Raw genomic sequence first — 2680 nt, forward strand, 5'->3', positions numbered from 1 at the left:
ACTATACTGATCCGTTTCGGCATAAATCATATTTTTACTCCCTGCTTTTATCGTAAGCGATTATGCGGACATGATATGACGAAATGCTCTAAGCGTTGGACTTCTACCTAAAGTTCGGCTTTGTTCGACAAATCGGGGAATTTCTTCAACAATTGGCAAGTTGGGAAAAATAGAACTAATTTCAGACTCAATGTATTTGCCATCCTGAAGAATATTAATTTGTAGCTTGCCATTTTCATATCGCCACAGTTCAGGAACTCGCAATGCTTCGTAAGCATCAAGTTGAGTTTTGGAAGTAACATCAACTTCAATTGCTAAGTCAGGTGGCGGGTCAACCCTCAAGTCTATTCGCTCTTTACCAATCATTTGAGCATGATTTTGAATGTAGAAAGAATCATCAGGCTCTACACCAAAAGCCATATCTTCACGTTTAAAGGTTGTTGAGCCAAATGTTTCACAGTCAATTTCTAACTCTTCAAGCAGAATTTTCACCAAATCCCCAATGATGACTTTGGCTTTCTCATGCTTTGGTAATGGCATTCTCATCTCCAAAGTTCCGTGGCTGTAAGCCAACCGAGTGGCTCGATGGTCGCCAAGTTCTTCTAAAATCGCCTCAAATTCTTGCCAGCTTACATCGTGCAGTATTACTCTATGTCCCGGCGGAACACTTAATTGTCGTAATTGAAGTGTTACCATTACTTACCATTTAAATTTTATGCTGAAGCTTGCAAAGGTCAATATCTAACTATCGTAGCAAGGAATAATGTTGGAGTACCAAACTTTTAACGAGATATGCAAAAAACAAGTGCTGTTAGTTGAGCTATATTTGAGGGAAAACTATAACTATAGCTTCTCTATTAGGACAAGATTGAGAAATAGTTATGGGTTTAAATGGATTAATTTGGACTAAAAACGTAAAACCTTTAAATGGTGAACGTTGGGCTTATGAAAACATACCTATTGTACATCCGGGCTTAAAGATTTTTGCTTTACATTGGAGAAATTTTGAAAATAGAGACGAAATAAATGCCAAGACTCCACAAGAAGGTGAACTTATAATTTTAAGACAACGTAGCAAAGTAACGCACATTGTTCAAATGCTGAACAATCAACTTTATCCTGATAAAAATGCTGGAGATAAATTTAATATTTATCGTCTTGTCCAGGTGGTTTGGATGACAAATGATTGGGATGCTCCTCTCGACAAAAAAAGTATTTGATTGTTCTTCTATTAATTTTCCTCCCAATGGAAAAGCAATAAAATTGGAAAATATACAAGCATTCCAAGAACGGTGGAACACAGAAGGATTAACGTTTCAACAGCACGTCCAAAACCTATTAAATATTAATTAACAAAATAGCCCTGCACCTTTAATTGCAGGGCTTTGATTTTAAATAAATCCAAAATTCTTGCCATTGTTATCAATAGCTCGTTCAGCAAGTTTTTCCGGTACTTCTTGAAGATGGTCGTATTCCCAGTAGAAGGAAGCAATGCCAAGAGTGAGCGATGCCTACGGCGGGCAAAGCTTACGCACCTTACTAGCAAATAATGTGTAGTCTAGACTTCATAAAATTGAAATTTCGTCAAGTTATTGACCCGATTAGAAAATTTTAGGGCTTTGAAGTTTCTGTTTATGGCTGGATCATAATAGGCACTGCGCTTTTTTCAGAACCAATAATTACCAACTTAGAATTATTAGATTGAGCTAGCTTTTCTGTGGCTTCAATCGCTCGTAGTTGTAGCACTTGGTTACTAAGTCCACCTGAGAGGATTTTTTGGGAATCAGCTATACCTCGCGCTTCAATAAGCTTTCGTTGTGCCTCTTGACGCTCTTTCTCCAAAACAAATTTCATCTGCTGATTTTCTTGCTCTGTCTTGAGTTTGTTTTGAATTGCAGCTTGTAGAGTATCAGGCATTTTGATGTTTCGTAAAAGAGCTTCCTCAACGATGAAACCCAAAGCTGGTATTTCTTGGGTAAGTTGTTGGTCAATTTTTTGGGCGATTTCTTGGCGTTTGGTAGAGTAAATAGCATTGGCTGGGTAATTTGCCGTGATGGCGCGGACAGTAGAGCGAAATCTGGAAATCACTAGTTGTGTTTCATCAGTTCCAATTGTTTTATATACTGTAGCTGCCTTTTGCGGATCGAGCTTGTACTGAAGACTGACATCAAGATTTAGGCTCAAACCTTCTTGGGATGTTGCATCTACATTTTCTTTTATATCCTTAATGCGAGTAGAAAAATTCAGCACCTTGCTAAAGGGGTTAAGCAAGTGGACACCAGGATTAAGAGTAGTTTCGGAAACCTCACCAAAGAAATTGACGACACCGACATTACCAGGTGGGACAATCACCAAAAGCCTAGACAAAGAATTCAGTACTGCAATACTGCCAATCAATATCATAATTCCACGTATTGCTAAACGTGACCTTTCACTAGATATCCTATCTGTATTGAGATAAACGAGAATTGCAATTAGGCTAGTTACAAGAGAGACTATAAAGCCCATGAGTTTTTTCTGTGTAGTTAAGACGAATGTACTTAATCACATAATTCCCAAACGCTTTTATGAAACTCATATCATTTCGCACAAGTTAAAGATTTAGATTCTTCAGTACTTGTTATGCCAAATTATTAAGATATAAATACAAGCAATGTCAAAAAATGTATCAATAATTTGC

General features: G+C 37.4%; 3 protein-coding genes. 1 reads left to right on the forward strand and 2 read right to left on the reverse strand.

What is annotated here, in order from left to right:
• Positions 1-60: 60 nt before the first annotated feature.
• Positions 61-696 carry a Uma2 family endonuclease gene (locus RM347_RS35625; protein ID WP_322719668.1) on the reverse strand — a complete coding sequence of 212 codons (636 nt, stop codon included), beginning with the start codon at positions 694-696 and terminating at the stop codon, positions 61-63.
• A 185-nt stretch (positions 697-881) separates the two neighbouring features.
• Here RM347_RS35625 and RM347_RS35630 point away from each other — a divergent pair, with 185 nt between their 5' ends.
• Entirely contained in the window at positions 882-1220 is a 339-nt protein-coding gene (locus RM347_RS35630; protein ID WP_322719667.1) for a hypothetical protein, read from the forward strand.
• Positions 1221-1632: 412 nt separating this feature from the next.
• On the opposite strand, the gene RM347_RS35635 is transcribed toward RM347_RS35630, so the two are convergent.
• Positions 1633-2508 carry a prohibitin family protein gene (locus RM347_RS35635; RefSeq protein WP_322719666.1) on the reverse strand — a complete coding sequence of 292 codons (876 nt, stop codon included), beginning with the start codon at positions 2506-2508 and terminating at the stop codon, positions 1633-1635.
• Positions 2509-2680 lie beyond the last annotated feature (172 nt).

The organism is Nostoc sp. ChiQUE02 (assembly GCF_034531305.2).
Lineage (GTDB): Bacteria > Cyanobacteriota > Cyanobacteriia > Cyanobacteriales > Nostocaceae > Nostoc.

Bases quoted from the DNA above. Each gene is read 5' to 3' on its own strand.
- RM347_RS35625 (WP_322719668.1), bottom strand. From the start codon at position 696: ATGGTAACACTTCAATTACGACAATTAAGTGTTCCGCCGGGACATAGA.
- RM347_RS35630 (WP_322719667.1), top strand. From the start codon at position 882: ATGGGTTTAAATGGATTAATTTGGACTAAAAACGTAAAACCTTTAAAT.
- RM347_RS35635 (WP_322719666.1), bottom strand. From the start codon at position 2,508: ATGGGCTTTATAGTCTCTCTTGTAACTAGCCTAATTGCAATTCTCGTT.